12 protein-coding genes are annotated in these 16,183 nt (G+C 69.6%); 4 read left to right on the plus strand and 8 right to left on the minus strand.

Annotated elements, in window-relative coordinates:
• Positions 1 to 310: 310 nt before the first annotated feature.
• The 5 genes from HY699_02830 to HY699_02850 all read right to left on the minus strand — a co-directional run bounded on the left by HY699_02830 (position 311) and on the right by HY699_02850 (position 8,378).
• The gene (locus HY699_02830) at positions 311 to 2,968 is read right to left on the minus strand and encodes a VWA domain-containing protein (GenBank protein MBI4514733.1); all 2,658 of its coding nucleotides are present in this window, start codon (positions 2,966 to 2,968) and stop codon (positions 311 to 313) included.
• A 111-nt stretch (positions 2,969 to 3,079) separates the two neighbouring features.
• Positions 3,080 to 4,963: a VWA domain-containing protein gene (locus tag HY699_02835; GenBank protein MBI4514734.1), complete on the minus strand. Its 1,884-nt coding sequence runs from the start codon at positions 4,961 to 4,963 to the stop codon at positions 3,080 to 3,082.
• A gap of 79 nt (positions 4,964 to 5,042) precedes the next feature.
• The gene (locus HY699_02840; GenBank protein MBI4514735.1) at positions 5,043 to 6,005 is read right to left on the minus strand and encodes a DUF58 domain-containing protein; all 963 of its coding nucleotides are present in this window, start codon (positions 6,003 to 6,005) and stop codon (positions 5,043 to 5,045) included.
• Positions 5,980 to 7,017, minus strand: a complete 1,038-nt coding sequence (locus HY699_02845) for a MoxR family ATPase (GenBank protein MBI4514736.1) — start codon at positions 7,015 to 7,017, stop codon at positions 5,980 to 5,982. The genes HY699_02840 and HY699_02845 overlap by 26 nt, the downstream gene beginning before the upstream one ends.
• On the minus strand, positions 7,014 to 8,378 hold the full coding sequence (locus tag HY699_02850) for a hypothetical protein (GenBank protein MBI4514737.1): 1,365 nt from the start codon (positions 8,376 to 8,378) through the stop codon (positions 7,014 to 7,016). Before HY699_02850 ends, HY699_02845 begins: the two co-directional genes overlap by 4 nt.
• A 164-nt stretch (positions 8,379 to 8,542) precedes the next feature.
• Here HY699_02850 and HY699_02855 point away from each other — a divergent pair, with 164 nt between their 5' ends.
• The 3 genes from HY699_02855 to HY699_02865 are packed head-to-tail and all read left to right on the plus strand — an operon-like array spanning position 8,543 to position 12,363.
• The gene (locus tag HY699_02855; protein ID MBI4514738.1) at positions 8,543 to 9,745 is read left to right on the plus strand and encodes an MFS transporter; all 1,203 of its coding nucleotides are present in this window, start codon (positions 8,543 to 8,545) and stop codon (positions 9,743 to 9,745) included.
• A 3-nt stretch (positions 9,746 to 9,748) separates the two neighbouring features.
• Positions 9,749 to 10,342: a histidine phosphatase family protein gene (locus HY699_02860; GenBank protein ID MBI4514739.1), complete on the plus strand. Its 594-nt coding sequence runs from the start codon at positions 9,749 to 9,751 to the stop codon at positions 10,340 to 10,342.
• Entirely contained in the window at positions 10,342 to 12,363 is a 2,022-nt protein-coding gene (locus HY699_02865; GenBank protein MBI4514740.1) for an aminotransferase class I/II-fold pyridoxal phosphate-dependent enzyme, read from the plus strand. Before HY699_02860 ends, HY699_02865 begins: the two co-directional genes overlap by 1 nt.
• 15 nt (positions 12,364 to 12,378) lie before the next feature.
• Here HY699_02865 and HY699_02870 read toward each other — a convergent pair whose 3' ends face one another.
• Entirely contained in the window at positions 12,379 to 13,182 is an 804-nt protein-coding gene (locus HY699_02870; GenBank protein MBI4514741.1) for a c-type cytochrome, read from the minus strand.
• A gap of 92 nt (positions 13,183 to 13,274) precedes the next feature.
• Between HY699_02870 and HY699_02875 the strand changes: the two genes are divergently transcribed.
• Positions 13,275 to 14,018 carry an outer membrane lipoprotein-sorting protein gene (locus HY699_02875; GenBank protein ID MBI4514742.1) on the plus strand — a complete coding sequence of 248 codons (744 nt, stop codon included), beginning with the start codon at positions 13,275 to 13,277 and terminating at the stop codon, positions 14,016 to 14,018.
• 20 nt (positions 14,019 to 14,038) lie between these two features.
• On the opposite strand, the gene HY699_02880 is transcribed toward HY699_02875, so the two are convergent.
• Together HY699_02880 and HY699_02885 are read right to left on the minus strand one after the other, a co-directional pair.
• Positions 14,039 to 15,445 carry an MATE family efflux transporter gene (locus HY699_02880; GenBank protein MBI4514743.1) on the minus strand — a complete coding sequence of 469 codons (1,407 nt, stop codon included), beginning with the start codon at positions 15,443 to 15,445 and terminating at the stop codon, positions 14,039 to 14,041.
• Between the two features lie 51 nt (positions 15,446 to 15,496).
• Entirely contained in the window at positions 15,497 to 16,165 is a 669-nt protein-coding gene (locus HY699_02885) for an NUDIX hydrolase (protein ID MBI4514744.1), read from the minus strand.
• Positions 16,166 to 16,183: the final 18 nt, after the last annotated feature.

Consider the following 16,183-nt stretch of genomic DNA (forward strand, 5'->3'; position numbering starts at 1 on the left):
GCATAAGAGCAAGGTAGTGGAGGGTTTTCGGGCAAGTACGGCGTTGACAAGCTGGTCCACTACGAAGCGCACGGCTGCGCAGAGACCGCAATCGTGCGGGAGAAGCAGCTGAAGAAGTGGCGCGGCGCCTGGAAGATGACAGATTGCGTCCCTTTCGGCCATGGGCCTCGGCCTGACAGTACACAGTACTGTCAGACTGGTGAGGATTCCCGGTCGGCTGCACGTTACCCACAGATTTGTCGCACACCCGTACAGCAACGGCGCATGTGCGCCGCTTTCCGGCTCCGGTCGTCGCCTGCTACGAAACTGATTACTCCGCTACCCGCCGGGTCAAGCGCCGGACCGCGACGTCGCCGAGAAACAGCGCCATGACGAGCGGGACAAGCACATCGTCAAGGCCGCGGGCCAGTTGGCGGGTGCCCGCGTGGCGGGCCACCAGCTCGCGCACTGGTGCATTGAGCTGCCCGCCGGTGGACGCGCTCAGCCGTGCCAGCAACGCGGTGTCGGCGTTGGGGGCGAAGCGCTCCTCCGGCACCTGCTCGTCTTCGCCCGGAACCGTCACCACCACGGTGCGCTGGTTCACATCGCGTTCGCTGCGGCGCTTGACGATGGTGAGGGCGTAGCGCCCGGCGGCGAGGCCGGGCAGGCGTGCGGCAAACTCACGCGGCTCACTGGCGGCCAAGGCCAGGTCCACCGTCTGTTCCTCGCTCAGGTGCAGCCGCGCCCACAAGCTGCCGTCGAAGGAGCCGTCAAAGGTGCGCACCACCAGCTCGAGCTGGCCGTCGCGGCGGTGCACTGCCGCAGCATAGTCCCAAGGGGTTTCGTCTCGGGCAGTCCAGTGCACCACTTGCGACCACAGCTTGCCAAAGCCCGGCCAGCCCACCCAGGTCTCGGCGTCGTCGCCCAGGCCGGCGGTGAATGCCACCACCCGCCCGAGCCCGTACTGCCACACGGCTAACAGCGGGTCGGTACGATCGCGAGCGGTCACAGCCAATACCGCCTCCGCGCCCGGCTTGATCCGGCTGTAGGCATACCCGCTCAGCGGCGGCATTTGCTGCGGCTCGAGGCCGCGCAGCAGCTGACTCGGCGAGCCCAGCTGCGCCAGGAATTGTTGCTCCTGACGCGGCGCCTGTACCAGCCGCTGCGAGGTGTCACGCAGCATCAGTTCGGGCAGAGTCTCCGCGTCTTGCACGTGGTAGAACTGGCCGCCGGTCTGCGCCGAGATGTCGTGCAGGAGCGTCAGGTTGACAGTGTCGGCGCCGATGCGAATGGTGGTGACGCTGATGGCGGCCTGGCCGAGCGCAGCGATGAGCGGATAGTGATCGGCCGCCGCCCGGTTTGTATCACCATCAGTGAGTAGAATAACGTGGCGTGTTCCGACCGCGGTGGCCGCCAGCTGCGCGCGCGCCGACTCGAGGGCGTCGTAGAAATCCGTGCCCCCGCCTTCGGCCAGCCGCGGGATGGTGTCGGCCAGGCGCTTGCGATTCTCGCGCAGCCGGCGCAACGGCGCCAGCTCGAAGGGTTGCGAATCAAAGGCGATGACGCCGACTAGGTCCTGGTCCTTGAGCTGCTGGATTACCGCCAGCGCGGCCTCGCGCGCATAGCGCAGCTTCTCGCCGTCGCGCAGGTTGCGGGCCCGGCTGTTGTAACCCATGCTGTTGGAGCGGTCGATCAGTACGAACAGGCCCAGCGGCTCGCGTTCGCTGCGCTGCGGGCGCCGCGGCTCCAAGCTCACCGGCAGCAGCGACTCCAAGGCCGTGCGCTTGAAGCCGGCGTCGCCGAAGGTGCGCTCGCCGCCGATGACCACCAGCCCGCCGCCGAAATCCCGCACGTAGCGCTCCCACAGCGCCAGGCGTTTGGCGTCCAACCGCGCCGCCGCGGTGTCCTGCATGATCACACACTGATAGGCGAGCAGCTCATCGAGCCGCTCAGGCAGGCGCTCGGGGGTGCGCACCTCGACCACCATCCCCTTGCGTTCGAGCACCGCCGCCAGCGGCGAGTGCGGCGCCGAGGTGATCAGCAGCACGCGCGTCTTGCCCAGCACCATGAGGCTGGTCTCGCGCCGGTTGTTGGCCGTGATGTCGTCATCCGGCGCGCTCAACTCCGCCGCTAGCTGGTGGGCCCCAGCGCCGCTGATGCGATAGGGGATCTCGATCGCGTTCAAGCCCGTCTGCAACGTGACGCGCTCACTGCCCAGCGGCTGGCCGTCGGCGAACAGCGTCAGCTGCGCCGGGCCGGCCGCCGCCTGGTTGCGCGCGATCAGCCGCAGCGGAACGATCGCCGCTTCGCTCACCACCGGCGGCACCAGCAGCCGCAGCAGCGCCACGTCGCGGTGCAGCGCTTGCGGCGGAGCGGCGGCAAAGACGCGCACACCGCTGCGCCGGGCGCGGGCGATCGCTCGACTGCTGTCGCCACGGCTCTCAAGCCCATCGCTGAGCAAGATCACCCGCCGCTCGGCGTCGGGCGCCAGCAACGCCAGGCCGGCATCCAGACCACGCTCGATGTCGGTTGCCGGCGCCGCCAGCACGCGCGGCAACCCCTCCACCGGACTCGGGGGCGCGGGCGGACGCACCACCTCGGCCTCGCGCGCGAACGCCACCACCGCCAGCTCGTCGCTGGGCGCCAAGGCCGCGGCGAGTTCACTGAGATAGCGCGCCGCCCACTGTCGCCCCTGTTCATCGATGCTCGCCGACACATCCACCGCCGCCACCACCGACAAGCGCTCGCTCGGCAGCCGCGCCGTCAACGCCAGTCCGGCCAGCGCCAAGACCAGCAGGCTGAATGCCGCGATCCGCAAGGCCGTGGCAGCCCGTGGCACCCGGCGCCCGCGCACGAGCAGCACCGGCACCAACAGCAGTAACAGCAGCAGCCACGGCTGGCGTACCGTGACGCCGGCGGTTTCGAGGTGGGCAAAGAGGTAGGACAGCGTCGGTTCGACCATTGTCAGCGCACGCTCTTGCGCCAGCACCCCGCTCTCGCACCAGGCGGCGACACCGGCACTGGCCGGCGGTGAGGTCCGTTAGGTCTCCAGGGCATCATGTTGGGGAACGTGCGTCCGGCGCGGCTGAGCATCGAAGACCTACCTCCGCGTTGCCGCCAACCACTCCAGCAGCAACAGACCCGCGCCGCCGGCAAGCAGCCACCAGCCGAACTCGCGGCCGGGCCCGGTAGCGTCGACTGCCGCCCGCGCAGGCTCGATCGCCGGCGGCACCGAGAGCGATTGCTTGCCGGCGCGGCCGATGTCGGACTCTACCGGATCGAGGAAGTTGGCGTAGACGCTGCCGGCAACGCCGTCGGCGCTGATGCGATACTCGCCGGCGCTGAGCGGCTCCAGGCTGGCTGAGCCGCCCCGCCCGAGTTCGAGGCGCTGGCCATCGGGATCGATCGCCGTCACCGGCACGGGCGGCAGGTCGCTGAGCGAGACCACGCGGCCGGTCATCGTCGTCGTCACGGCATCACGCGGTGGTGCCAACCAACTCACCAAGTTGAGAAAGAACAACAAGAAGCTGACGTGGTCGCTGCTGAGCAAGCGCTCGGCTTCGAGATCGAAGGCAATGCAGGCGACCCGCTGCCCGTTCTGCTCGCCGGCAAAGGCGAGTGCGAACTCGCGTTCGGCCGTACGCGCGAGCAACAGCGGCTCGTGCCATTCCGCCGGTAGCACCACGTGCGCCCGCTGAATCGGCAACGCGGTCAGGGGCTGCAACCCGCCCAGGGCCGGGTGCCGGTCGTTCCAGTCGAGCAGCTCGACCCCGTGCACCGCGCCGGCGACTGCGAACAGCGGATTGCCCGGCGGCGGGTCTATGTACATGGCCGCCGCCGGGGGCGGCGTTGCGGGCACGAAGCGGTGGAAGATAACCACGTCAGCGCCGCCGGTGGCGCTGGGGGCGTAGGCCTCGGGGGCCAGCACGCCGAGCTGCAGCGCGGGCGTTGCTGCGGCAATCGTCTTGAGCTCGTCGGTCAAGGGGCCAGGCGCGGAGATCAATAACACCCGCATGGCGGCGAGCGGCCGAATCCACCCGAGCGCCTGGTTGTCGGCGGGCAGCGCGTCGCCACCGTCGACTTGCGCATCCAACTGCACGGTCACCCGACCCGGCCCCGGAAAGCCGCTGGCGTGAAACGAGCGTAGCTCGCGGGCCGGGATGCTGAAGCCGGTACGCAACACCGGGGTTTCCTCCAGCCGCACGGTCAGTACCCCTTGCCCTTCGCGATGTGAGAAGTTCTGCACCACCACGTTCGCGCGCGCCGCGGGCGCGTCCTCGAACCGGCCTTGGAAGATCTGCAAGCCGGTGATCGCCAGGTTGGCATCGGTTTCGCCGAACTGTTCGACTGCCAGCTCGCCGCGCGCTGCCGCCGCCTGCCAGCGCGGCGGCAGCTGGCTCGGCGGCAAGTCGGAGAACAGTTGGACCTCGGTCCCCACATCGGTGCGTTGGCGCGCACCGGCGGCCAGCGCCAACGCCAAGTCGAGTTGCGTACCGGTATCGGTCGGCCGCACGCCGTCGAGCGCGCGGGTGAACGCCGCGCGGTCGCGGGTGAAATCAGCCAAGACCTGCGGGCGTGATGCCGCCGTTATCAGCATCGCCTCGTCATCCGCGGGCAACGCTGCACAACGCCGGCGCAGCTCGGTACGCGCTGCCTCGAAGCGCGTGCCGCCGCTTTCTCGCGCCTGCATGCTCGCCGAGGTGTCGAGGATGAAGATGTGGCGGCGCGCCGCCGCCGCCGCCCGGCCGTCGCGTAGATAGGGCCGCGCCAGTCCCGCAATCAGCCCGGCGAGCAACAGCAATTGCAGCAGGAAGAGCCAGTCCGGCCTGAACCTGCGCGCCTGTACGATGTCCTCGGGCACCGACCGCCATAACAGCAGCGACGGCACCTCGAGACGCCGTCTGACGCGCTCCCACAGGTAGAGCAACACCAGGACTGCATAGAGCGAGGCAAAGATCAGCGCGCCGGGGTTGAGTAGGCCCATTTGGTGATTGCGGATTGCCGGGCTTGCCAGGCGGCGGCGCCGGGAGCCGAAGCCTGAGCTTGCCGTCCACCACCCGCACTCATTTCACGATTCCGGCGGCGGGGAGATTGTAAAACAAGGCGTGTTCTAGGCCCGCGCTCGGATCAACGACGCTGAAGGGGAGCGCGTGGCGCTGGCACCAGGTGCGCAAGCTGTCGAGGTGGTGCTGCAGCGCGGCTTGATAGCGCGCGCGGTTGGCGGCGGTGAGCGTGATCACGCGCTCGGCGCCGGTCTCGCTGTCGCACAACCGGCCGCGCCGGAAGAGCCGGCCCGGGTCGCGCTCGGCCGGCCCGAGCACGCGCAGCGCCGCCGCCGTCCAGCCCCGTCCGGCCAGCGCTTGCAGTGCCGACTCGTAGCCTGCCGGCTCCAGCAGGAAATCGGATAGCAGCACCGCCACGCCCGGAACCCTGACTTGGCCGGCGTAGTGCCTGACGCCCTCGGCGATAGTCGTGGTGCCGGCCGGTTGCAGGCTGGCGAGGTAGTCACGCAGCCGCGCGAGCGCGTCTCGATGGCGAAACCAGGGCGAGCAGCGAAACGCTCGCCGGCCGTTGCCGGCGAGCGCCACGACGCGGACCGGATCGTTGTGGCGCAGGCTGATGTAGGCGACGGCAGCCGCCAGCGCGCTGGCGAAGGCGAACTTGCCGTCGCTCGCCGGCGCCGCCATCGAGGCGCTGCAGTCGAGGAGCAGGTGCAGGGCGGCCTCACGCTCGGCCCGAAAGGTCTTGATCAGCAGCTGATCCAGGCGCCCGAAGGCGTTCCAGTCGAGGTGGCGCAGATCATCGCCGGGGGCATAGTCCTTATGGCTGGCCAGCTCGAGCCCCGAGGCCTGGGCGCCGCGCGGCATCGGCGTGTTACCCGGCCGGGTGGCCAGGCTCTGGCGCACGCGCAGCTGCAGGCGCTCTAGTTTGCGCAAGAAACCAGCGGTGAATACCTGATCGAGCGGGGCTGCCGGCGGGCGCGGCGGCCCGCTTACCGATTCAGCGCCGGAGCCGGCGAGCGGCATGGACGAGTCCTTCAATCAGCTGGCCGGCGTCGACGCCGTCGGCCTCGGCGGCGAAGTTCAGCACCAGGCGATGATTGAGCGCGGGCACCGCCACTTCATCGATGTCGTCGTAGGTGACGTTGACCCGCCCGTCGAGCAACGCGCGCACCTTGGCCCCCAGCAGCAGCGCCTGACCGCCGCGCGGGCTCGAGCCGAAGCTGACGTAGCGGGCGAAGCGCTCGTCCGCCGGCAAACTGCCGGCGCCGGCGGGTGCGTACTTGGAGCCGGCCGGTACCGTGGCGCGCACCAGCGCCGCGGCATACTTCTCCAAGTGCGGCGCCACCAGCACCTCGCGCACCAGTGCCCGCAGCGATTCGATGCGCGCCGGCGCGTCGTCGGGATCGAACAGCGGCCGTACCGCCGGCTGCTCACCGACGGTGGTGGTGGCAATGATCCGCTGCAAGTCGTCCGCGCTCGGGTAAGGCAGCCGCACCTTGAAGAAGAAGCGGTCAAGCTGCGCCTCGGGCAGCGGATACGTGCCTTCCATCTCGATCGGATTGAGCGTGGCCAGCACGAAGAACGGCGGCAGTAAGCGGTAGGTGGTGCCGGCTACCGTGACCTGCAATTCGGCCATCGCTTCGAGCAGCGCGGCCTGGGTCTTTGGTGTGGCGCGATTGATCTCGTCCGCCAGCAGCACGTGCGCGAAAATCGGGCCCTCGATGAAAGCGAACTCGCGCCGGCCGTCGACCTCCATCACCATGCGCGTGCCGGTGATGTCGGCGGGCATGAGATCGACCGTGAATTGAATGCGGCTGAAGCGTACGTTCAGCACCTCGGCCAATGAGCGCACGATCAGCGTCTTGCCGGTGCCCGGTACGCCTTCAATCAGCACGTGTCCGCCGGCGAAGAAGGCGATCAATATCTGCTCGATGATGTCGTGATGGCCGATGACGGCGCGACCCAGCTCCGTGCCGATCTGCTGAAAGGTGGCGCGGAACTGTTCGATCTGCTGGCGGCCTGCGGGCGTGCTCATGGTCCCGGCCGCTGACTGAACACGCGGCGCACGATTTCTTCGTACGCGGGCGGGATCTCGGCCTTGCGCAGAACGTCGTCGCTGGCCTGCTGCGGGTTCAATGCCGGCAGGGTGCGCGCGCTGGCGGTAGCGCCTTCGCCAGTGACGCGTGCGCGCGGGGCGCGGGCCGACTCTGCCGGCTTGGCGGCGAGGCCATGGAGAAACGAGGTGAGCGTGACCTTGAACGTCCTGGGGCCGTCGCCGGCCGGTGCGGCTGCGCCCTCGTCCTTCACCAACAAGCCGCCGGCCCCGGCGCTGCCGGCCCCGGCCCCCGTGCCGGCCGCGGAATTGGCGCCCGCCGCCTGCGGTGCGCCGCCGGGCCGGTCTTGCGCCCCGCGGCGGGGTTCGGGATCGGCCTTGGCGAGTGCACCCGGCGGTTGTGGCTGAGCGCGCAGGCCCGACCCGGCAGCTTCGCGCCCCGGCTGGGCGCGCGCAGCGAGCCCGGGCGTGTCCGGCGCGTCGCCTCCCCGCGGCTGACGGCGCGGCAACAAGCCGTCGCTGTTGCGTGGCAAGGGGTCGGCGTGGAACTGCGCGCGCAGGAGTTGGCGCAAGCGCTCTGCCAGGTCCGGCTCGGCCCCAGTGGGATCGGTGCCGGCAAGATCCTCCGGCCCCGGCCCGCTGTCAGCGAGCGCGTGCCGATCGCCAGCAGCGCTCTGGCCGGCGAAGTGGGCTGCGCTGCCGGCGGCTTCCGGCGCAGCCGCCGCCGCGGTTTGCGCTGCCAGCGAGGCGGTCGCCGGCGCCTGATCGGTGAAGCTAGGGGCCCCGGCCGGGGCCGCCGTCGTGGCGGTGCGAGTCAGCGACGCTTTGTCGGCAGTCGGTGCGGCCGGCCGCGAGATGAGCGCGCTTGTGGTCGGCAGCAGCAGCGCGGCCAGCAGCAGGTAGGCCGAGCGCGGGATGCGCCGCGGCGAGAGTACACGCGGCTCCCAGCGGGCCGCCAGCGCCAGGGTGTCGGCCAGCAACAGGCCGGCGAGGCGCGCGGGCCGCCGGCGCGCACGCGCGGCCAGCAAGGTCGCCAGCCGGTCTTGCAACGCGGCCCGGCGGTCGATCAGCGCCGCGATTGCCGGCAGATCGTACCACCGGCGCCACAACAGCCAGGGTCCGCCCGCCAGCACCGCTCCGATCACCGCGAGTGATAGCCAAAACACCAGCCGAAAGACCGGCGACGACCCGTGCAACGCCGCCACCAGCAACGCGGCACTCGCCAGCGCCACGACGCTGAGGCCGAGGTAGACCAGCTGTTGTGCCGCAAACAGATTCACGCGCCGGCGCACCGCCTGCAGGCGCTGCTCTATTTCTTCAAAGCCGAGGGTGACCGCCGCCATCGCGCGAAACTACGTGCAAGCAGCCGCACCATAAAGGAGGGGCCGCAGGGGGTCAACTCGGGCCAGCGATCAACGGCCGGGGCCGGCGGTCAAGAGCGGGCAAGCGGAAGTGCCACCCGTCTGCACCTTGTCCCGCCGGCACCCCTCCGATACTGTTTGCAATCATGTCGCTGCGCGCGAGAGCCGCCGGGAACGAAGGCCGGGTGCTGCTGCTCACCGGCTTGAGCCATTTCACTACGCACTTCTTCGAGCTGATGTTTCCGACGCTGGCGGTGGTGTTGGCGCGCGAGGTGCAGCTGCCGCTGGCCGAGGTGCTGGGCTGGAGTTTTGCCGGCTACCTACTCTTCGGCCTGGGGGCGCTGCCCGCCGGTGTGCTCGCCGATCGCTTCGGGGCCCGGCGCGTGCTGCTGCTCGGGCTGGCCGGAATGGGCGTGTCGGCGCTGGCGGCCGCCGAGTCCGCGCCCGGCCGCAGCCTCGCGCTCTGCCTGGCCAGCTTGGGGCTGTTTGCCAGCTTCTACCATCCGGCCGGCATGAGTCTGATCTCGCACACCATCGCGGCCCGCGGCCGGGCGTTGGGGATCAACGGCATCTGCGGTAATCTTGGCATCGCGCTCACACCGGTGCTGACGGCGGCGCTGGTCGAGCGTTTCGGCACGCGCCAAGCCTTCGCGCTCGCTGGCTTCGCCGCCTGTACGCTGGCGGTGGGGCTGAGTTTTCTACCCATTCGCGAGCGCCCGGATTCCTTGGCGATGCCGGTGCCGGCCGCTGGGCGCAGTCGCTGGCTGCTGTTTGCGCTGCTGTGTGCCGCGGCGATGCTGGCCGGTATCAGCTATCGCGGCAACACCCTGGTGCAACCCGCCTACTTCGCCGAGCAGGTCTCGCAGTTACACTTCGGCGCCGTGACCTCTTTGGTCTATCTGGTGGGGATCGCCGGCCAATACGCCGGCGGCGTGCTGGCGGACCGCTACGACCTGCGCTGGCTCTACTTGGGCTTCCACGCTGCCAGCCTGCCGCTGCTCGTGCTCATGGCCGGTGCCAGCGACGCCGCCCTGGTTGGGCTGGCGGCACTGTTTGTGTTCTTCAGCTTGGGGATGCAGCCGATCGAGAACAGCCTGTTCGCGCGCTTCTCACCGGCGCGCTGGCGCGCCACCGGCTACGGCGTCAAGTTCGTGCTCACCTTCGGGGTCGGTTCAACCGCGGTGCAGCTGGTGCAGTGGGCCAATGCCGGCGGCGATCTCGGCACCGTCTTCCTGTACCTGGCCGCGGTGGTGGCGCTGCTGGTGGGGGTAATCCTGCTGTTTGTCGGCGTCTCCGCGGGTGAAGCCATGCACAACCTGCCGGCCCCCGCCGGCGAAGCCGTGGGATGAGTCATGCGCTTGGTGTTGGTGCGGCACGGCGAGACCGCGGGGCAGTCGAGCATTCGCTACTACGGCGCCACCGACGTGCCGTTGAGCGAGACCGGCCGGGCACAAATGCGGCGGGCGGCGGCGGCACTCGCCGGCGAAGACTTCGCGGCGGTCTATGCCAGTGACTTGGCGCGCGCGCGCGAAGGGGCACGCATCGTTTCCGGGCGCGCCGAGGTCACGGCCGTGCCCGGATTCAACGAGATCGATTTCGGCCATTGGGAGGGCCTGACGGCGGAGGAAATTCGCCGGCGCGACCCAGAGGCTTACGCGGCGTGGGCGGCGCAGCCGGCGGACTTCTCCTATCCCGGCGGCGAGGCGACCGCCGCCTTTCGTGCCCGTACCGTGGCGGCACTGCACCCGCTGCTGGCGGCGGCGCCGCCGGGCGCGTTGCTGTTCGTGCTCCACAAAGGCGTCATCCGCAATATCGTCAGCGAGCTGTTGCAGTTCGACGGGCACGCGCGCCGCCAGCTGGCAGTCGAGCTGGCCTCGATTCACGTACTGAGCCGAGTCAACGGCAGCTGGTGTGCCGCCGGGCTCGACCGCGTCGAGCACCTCTGATGGCGCTGCGCTTTCCAGCCTTGGCCGGCCGGCGGACGGCCGAGGCGGCCGCTGCGCGCCGGCTCAGCGCCGTCGAGCTATCGCCGATCAAAGCCGTGGAACTGCGCGCCAGCCGTATCCCCGGCGTGGTTTCTTTGGCGCAAGGCATTCCGAGCTTCGACACTCCCGAGCCGATCAAGCGCTTCGCCGCGGAGAAGCTGGCCGCCGGTGAATGTGCCAAGTATTCGGTGACACCCGGGCTGCCCGAGTTGCGCGAGCTGATCGCCGAGACCCTGCTGCGCGAGGGCATGCGCTACGACCCCGACACCGAAATCATCGTCACCTGCGGCGCGATCGAGGCCATCACCGCCACCTTGCTGGCATCGATCAATCCCGGCGACGAGGTGCTGGTGACCTCGCCGACCTACGCCTCGTACTTGCCCGCCATCCGTTTGGCCGGCGGCGAGCCGCGCTTCGTCGCCCTCGCCGAGGATGCCAACTTCGATCTCGACCCGGACGCCATTGCCGAGGCGCTCACCCGCCACACCCGCGCCCTGCTGCTGTGCAACCCCAACAATCCCACCGGCACGATCTTCTCCCGCGCGCAAACGCTGCGCATGCTGGCGCTGGCCGAGCAGCACGATCTGCTGGTGATCACCGACGAGGTTTACAAGGACTTCGTTTACAACGACGCCGTGCCGTTCAGCCCGGCACAAGTGAGCGCCGCACGCGGCCGGGTGGTGCGCACGGTGTCGTTCTCGAAATCGTACGGCATGACCGGCTGGCGCGTCGGCTTCCTGCACGCGGCGCGCGCGCGCGCCGCCGACATCCTCAAGGTGCACGACACGCTGGTCACCTGTGCGCCGGTGGTATCGCAGTACGCGGCGATCGCCGCGCTCACGCTCGGCGAGCCCTTCGTCGCCGAGTTTCGCCGGATATTTCATCGCCGGCGCGACCGCGTGATCGGTTATCTGGATGCCCTCTCCGAGGTTTTCGATTATCAGCGCCCGAACGCATCGTACTTCGTCTTCCCGCGGCTGAAAGACAGCGTGCCTTGGGCGCGTGATTCCCAGCGCTTAGCGGCCGACATCCTCGAGCGGGCGCGGGTGGCGCTGGTGCCGGGGGTCGCCTTCGGCCCCACCGGCGAAGCCCACTTGCGCATCTGTTACGCGCGTGATGACCGAGACATCGATCTCGCTTTCGAGCGGCTCACCGATTACTTCGCCGGGCGAGTGGCCGAGCGGCCGAGCGCGAGCGTGGCCCCACCGTTACCGGCACCTGCCGCCGGCCGCCGGCGGGCGCTCTTTCGCCGCGCCGGCGTAGCCGCGTTGCATGGGCTGGCGCGGCTGTACTTGGCGCGCCGGCGGCCGCTGGTGGTAGCGATTGCCGGCAGCCGCGGAAAGACCGTGATCAAGCGTCTGCTCGCCGAAGCGCTCGGGCGGCGCCTGGCGGTGCGCGCCAACCCGCTCTCTTACAACACTGAAGTCGGCGTGCCGCTGGCCGTGCTCGACACCGTCATGGACACGCGCCAGCCGGCTTCGGTGCTGCGCGGCTTGGCGCGGGCGCTGTGGCTGGCGCTGTTCTCCCGCGCCCGGCTCGACGTACTGGTGCTCGAACTCGGGGTGCGGCATGCCGGCGAGATGGCCAGGCACTTGCGCACCGTGCGCCCCGAAATCGGCGTCATCACCAGGCTGAGCCCCAGCTTCAGCGAGGACCATCAGGCGCTGGCGGTGCTACGGGCGGAAATCGCGTGCCTATGTCGTGATCTGACCGAGCGCGGCAAGGCGGTGCTGCTGTGCGCCGATGACCCGTCATTGGCGGTGCTGGGGCAGGAGTTGCCCGGCGCCTGGCCCTTCAGCCGCGCACAACTCAGCGAACAGGACGGCCAGCGCACGCTCGCGCTCGACGGCGCCGCGTACCCGGTGGCGCGCGAGATCGTCGGCGACAGCAATCTCTACGGCCTGATCGTCGCCACCCGCGTCGGCCGGCAGCTGGGGTTGAGCGAGGACGAAGTACGCTCGTTCCTGGCGGACCGCGCGTGAACGGCCGGCAGCGGCCTAAGGTGCCAGCGGTTGCTCCTGCCAAGCGCCCGCGGCCAGCCAGCGCACGTAGGCGGCGATCGCCCGCAGGTCGTCGTCGGCAACGAAGTGTTTGTAGGCCGGCATGCGCACGCGCTGGCGCTCGAAGAAGTAATGGCCGAGCGGATGCTCGGCGACGCGCGCCAGTGCGCCGTCGCGCAGCCAGGCCAGCAACTCCGCGTCATCGCGTACGAGCTCGCGATAGTCGTCGCCGAGAAATCCCGGGATGTAGCCTTTGAGCGAGCCCGGATTGGGCCGCCCGCCCATGCCCATCTCGCCGTGGCAGGCGGCGCAGCCGAGCCGGCCGAACATCTGCTCACCATGTGTGATGGCGGGGTCGGTAGGACGGAGCAGGCCGGAGACCAGCCGCAGGTAGGCCACCAGCGCATCGCTCTCGGCTTCGCTCAGCCAGTCGCCGAAGGCGGGCATACGCAGCGCCTGCGCCGCCAACTCGGCCTGATAAGCGGCGCGCTGGCGCTGGCGCTGCGGCGCGCCGTCGCGGATGTACTCGCGCACCTCGGCCTCGTCCTTGACGAACATCATCAGCGTCTGCTCGCCGAAGCCCGGCACGGTTTCATACTTGCTGCCGTGGTTGGGCACGCCGCCGCGGCCCTCGGGCCCGTGGCAGCTGAAGCAGCCGAGGCCGAGCGCCAGCTGCCGGCCGCGCACGGCAGGATGAGCTTCGGCGCGCAGCGCCAGGTCGCGTACCGGCGGCCAGGCCAGGTAAGCGTTCTCCAGCAGCAGAATCAGCGCCAGCCCATGGCTCCAGCTCAATCGCCTCATCGCCCCGACCTCCGTGGCCGCCAGTAAAGCCAACGTGGCTTGACAAGGCAACGCCGCGCGGGCGTAGATGCAGCCGCGGAGGCCACACGCTTATGCGCAGCTCGATCATTGCCGCCGGATTCACGCTCACGCTCCTGCTCGGGCGCGCCGGCGCCGAACCGCCCGATCGGGTGGCCGCACTGCTGCGTGCAGTGGAAGCGGCGGTGCAGCCGGCCACCGCGCTGCGGGCCGACGGCGAGTTGACCGTGGCCTCGCCCGAGCAGACCCTCAGCTACCCTTTGATCTTGCTCTCTCGGCCCGGCCGGCATGCCAGCGAGCTATACTTCGAGCTCGGCCACAACGGCGGCAAGGCCCTGGTGCTGGAAGGTGGCGCGCGCAGCTTGCGGCTCGCCGCCGGTGCCAGCCGCCCCGAGCCTTTTCCCGCCGACGCGGCCTGGGCCGGCAGCGAGTTCTCGCGCGAGGATTTGCAGCCGTTCCGCGCCGCTGCTTTCGGCGACGTCCGCATCAGTGACGAGAGCGCCACTCGCATCACCCTCGCGCTCGTACCCAAAGCCTCGCAGTACTGCTTGCTGGTGATGACCATTGATCTCGAGCGCAAGGTGCCGCTGAAGATCCTTTACTATCGCGGCACGCTCAACAACCTGGTCAAGATGCAGCGCGATGGCGATCACGCCCGCATCGCCGGCAGCTGGCGGCCGCGCACAGTCACGATGGAAGACTTCAAGCTGCGCACCCAGAGCACGCTCCGGCTGCGCTGGACGGAGAACCCAGATTTCTCCCCCGCCGTATTCGAGCCTGCGGCTCTGGCCCAGTCCTCGGGGTTGCGCTGGCCGTAAGCCCGCCGGCTAGAACTCGCCTAGACCTCGATGGTCTTCCAGTAGCCGCTGCGGAAGCGCCACGACTTGAGCGCGGCGCGGGCGACGTAGTCGCCGATGAGCGCGGCCCACACCCAGACCAGGCTCAGGTGGAACACCGAGGCGGCCAGGTAGGCACAGCCGAGCCGGCAGCCGTAGAAGGCCACCAGCACGGTGATCAGCGGAAAGCGGGTATCGCCGGCGCCGCGCAACGCGCCGCCGATGGTGAAATCAATCGCCATCAACGGCTGCGCCAGCCCCAGCATGTAGATGAACGAAACCGTGTCGGCGACGACCTCGTCATCGTCAACGAAGAGCCGGGCAATCGGCCGGGCCGCCACGATGATCAGCAGCCCGCAGGCCGACATGAGATAGACGGACAGCCAGCTGGCTTCCCAGCCGGCGCGCTCGGCGCGGCGCGGATCGCCGGCCCCGAGGTTTTGCCCGACCAAAGCCCCGGCGGCGGCGCCGAAGCCGAAGCCGGGCAGAAAGGAGAGCGCCAGGATGCGCACCCCGATGAAGTACGCGGCCACCGCGCTGGTGCCGTAGCGCGCCGCGAACCACAAGTAGAAGAAGAACCCGATCTGCATCAGCAATTGCTCCGCCGCGCTCGGATAGCCGATGGCGAGGATGCGCCGGATGGTGCCGGCGTGCGGCCAGAGCTGGCGCGGCGCCAGCGTGAGCGCCAGCGTCCCGCGCGCCAGCAAGAGCAACCCCATGGCGCCGCCTGCGCTGAAGGCGATGGTCGTCGCCAGCGCCGAGCCCCGCACCCCCATTGCCGGCAGGCCGAACTTGCCGAAGATCAACGCGTAGTTGCCGGCGACATTGAGCACGTTGACCACCACGCCGATGACCAGCGGCGTGCGCGTGTCGCCGGCGCCGCGCAACGCCGAGCCCACCACGAAGAGCACGGCCGAGGCCGGAATCGACAGCATGACCAAACGGACGAAGCCGCTGCCCAGCTCGATCACCTTCGGCTCGACACCGAACAACGCCACCAGCGGCTCCGCCCAGATGATCACCGGTGTAATCGCCGCCACCGAGAGCAGCGCGGCCGCCAGCAGCGACTGCGCCAACACGCCGCGCGCCTCCTCGGGCTCGGCGGCACCGATGTGCCGCGCCACCAGCGCCAGTGTCCCCGTACCCACCGCGGTCATGGCGACACTGACGCCGGAGAGGATCTGCGCCCCGACACCGACCGAGGCGACCGCGGCTGCTCCCAGCCGCCCCACCATCAGCGTGTCGACCAGGCCGACAAGCGACTCGAACAGGAAGGTGATGATCACCGGCCACGCCAGCGCCCAGATGACGCGGCGCAACTCGGACTGGCTCACGGCGATGGCTGGCGCGGGCACGCGGGGGCTGACCGGTTCGGCGGTCACGGTCAACGACGGGGCTTCACCATCCATGGGCAGGTGCGGTCACGTCACCGGATTTGCCCCCGCAAGTCAAGGTAGGTGCTACAGTATTGGAATATTAACCAAGCGGCGCTGGGCGAAGGCATACAGCGCTGCCGGCCGGTGTGGGCCGCGGCGCACCCGGGGCAGCTCGCGCAGCAGCCCGGTGGCCAACATCTTCTTGCGGAAGTTGCGCCGGTCGAGGCGCCGGCCGAGGATGATCTCGTAGACCTCCTGCAGCTCACCGACGGTGAACTCGTGCGGCAGCAGGCTGTAAACGATGTTGGTGTAAGCCAGCTTGGCCCGCAGGCGGTCGCGGGCATAGCGCGCCACCGCGCGGTGATCGTACGCCAGCGGCGGCAGCTGATCGACCGCGCGCCACTCCAGCCGAGCGTACTTCGGATGCTCCCCGAGATCACGGCCGCGACGGGGAAGCAGTGCAAAATAGGCGACCGAGACCACGTGCGCCCGCGGATCGCGCCGCGGCGCACCGAAGCTGCGCAGCTGCTCCAGATAGGGGTGGCGCAGGCCGGTCTTTTCGTACAGCTCGCGCTTGGCGGCGGCCTCGAGCGACTCACCCACACCCACCAGTCCGCCCGGGAAAGCCCAGCGGCCGGCGAAGGGCCCGTCCTTGAGCTTGACCAGTAAAGCCTTGAGCACGGCCTCGTCGATGGTGAAGATCACCACGTCGACAGCCACCCAGGGTTGAAGCTGCGCCGCCGCTTGTGTCATCAGCGTGCGGCCCACCGG

Source organism: Deltaproteobacteria bacterium (genome assembly GCA_016210005.1).
GTDB lineage: Bacteria > Desulfobacterota > Binatia > HRBIN30 > JACQVA1 > JACQVA1.